Below are 1,552 nucleotides of genomic sequence, written 5' to 3'. Positions count from 1 at the left end.
GTTGATCAGACCTTCCTTAGCTTCAGTACGCTCGGTGGGGGCCGCGAGGTGCGACGATGCTGATATCGCGACAAGCGGCGGTTTTGCGTGGCCGGGGCCGGTCGCGCCGCCGGTCTTGCTGGACTGTAATGGTGTGGCTTTGGCACTCGGTTCACTTTTTTAGCAAAGGATGGCTGATGGGACAGCGAGTTATCGCCGACAACTGGTCGCTGCAGACTGTCAGCGACCTTATGGCGCAGGGAATAGATCCAGATGACAATCCGGGTATTGCACCGCTGACCGACCCAGGGCAGACGCCCAAGGCGATACCGCAGGCCGCCATTGATTTCGAGGCGCTGTTCGATCTGCTGACCGATGTCGTACTGCGCGACCAGATCCTGGTCGATGACCGTTTCCACGATGCCTGGTTTGGGCGCGGAGACGCATTGAGCGAGCTGGCGCTGCGCTCGATCGTAAGGCCCCACGGCTTTCTGCAGAATCCCGAGCGGCTTGAGGAGCCGAGGGCTGCTTTTCTTCGGCGGTTGCTCCTCAACGACGCCATGGTGAAGGAGCAGGCAACCAACGAATCTGCCTGGAAAGAGAACGAGACAACTCCTCACGTCTTCACTTCGCAACTGGTGTGGGGAGGCGCAGGTATGTTGGCCCGGGCGTGGGTCTATGCCAGCCCATACACACCTCATCCGCTCAGGAGGCGATTGTTCCAGCGGGCCGGGCTGTCCCTGCCGTTGCCTCCGATAGCGCTGGGTGAGTTCCAGGCACAGGTCGCCAAGCATCGGGATGCCCTCTATCCGGCATCGGGATCGGACAATGGAGTCGTCGGCGTCCGCGTCATACTCCCTGCCTTGCCGGCATTGGTCCTTCGAGAAGCCCCTCGCTTGGTGACCTGTTCGTAGTGGCTACACAGATGCGTGACCAACTGTCCGAATTGCGCGCTTGGCTCAGCCAATTCCAGGAAGCTGTATCTGCTGGAGAGTTCGAGGCGATCGCCGCCGAACGTAAGCGTCTCGACGGTCTAGGCCGGGAGGTCCAGCGTGCACTCGGCAGGGTGCCGGACGACGCGCCGACACTAAACATTGGATGGGGGTGGTTCAAGCTCAACACGAAGATTGATGTTGGTCGCTGGGTACCTAAGTTCGATCGCGTCCAGACACAGGTAAACAACTTGACGCTTGCGCCGAGCGGCTGCCGGGAGCTCACAAAGCTCCTTGGCTTCTTCGGTCATCAGCGCTCTGCTGTGGGGCTCCGAACAATTGAGTACTTTGGCGCTGGGGCGGCACGCTAGACCGGTCAAGCAAGTTCATGGCAGCTGCCTAAGCGATCGCGTAAGTGAAGCTAGCGAGGCGTCGCACTTGTGTGGTGCACTTTCTATGTGAATTTTGCTTTCGGCTAGGGAAGGTCTGATCAACTCACCGCAGATGCGCGACACTATCGCCTTATGTAGAGGATTCATCCATGCAGCTGACGTTCGGTGACGCTGAGGGCTTGGGCAAGCGTAAGCAGACCCGGCGCGAGATCTTTCTTGCCGAGATGGAGCAGGTTGTTCCGTGGCAGC

2 protein-coding genes and 1 pseudogene are annotated in these 1,552 nt (G+C 59.6%); all 3 read left to right on the top strand.

Going from position 1 to position 1,552, the window contains the following annotated elements:
- Positions 1-176: 176 nt before the first annotated feature.
- Positions 177-893, top strand: coding sequence for a hypothetical protein (locus J7367_RS20770; RefSeq protein WP_057664366.1), 717 nt, complete (start codon positions 177-179; stop codon positions 891-893).
- Between the two features lie 11 nt (positions 894-904).
- Positions 905-1,282: a hypothetical protein gene (locus J7367_RS20765; RefSeq protein ID WP_139792686.1), complete on the top strand. Its 378-nt coding sequence runs from the start codon at positions 905-907 to the stop codon at positions 1,280-1,282.
- 170 nt (positions 1,283-1,452) lie between these two features.
- Positions 1,453-1,552: pseudogene (locus tag J7367_RS20760) on the top strand (IS5 family transposase); the annotation flags it as partial.

This window comes from Xanthomonas sp. D-36-1, from assembly GCF_017746155.1.
In the GTDB taxonomy this organism is placed as follows: Bacteria; Pseudomonadota; Gammaproteobacteria; order Xanthomonadales; family Xanthomonadaceae; genus Xanthomonas; species Xanthomonas cissicola.
This window is presented reverse-complemented; position numbering and strand designations above follow the sequence as displayed.

Coding starts and splice junctions, on each gene's coding strand:
- J7367_RS20770 (WP_057664366.1), top strand. CDS start 177: ATGGGACAGCGAGTTATCGCCGACAACTGGTCGCTGCAGACTGTCAGC.
- J7367_RS20765 (WP_139792686.1), top strand. CDS start 905: ATGCGTGACCAACTGTCCGAATTGCGCGCTTGGCTCAGCCAATTCCAG.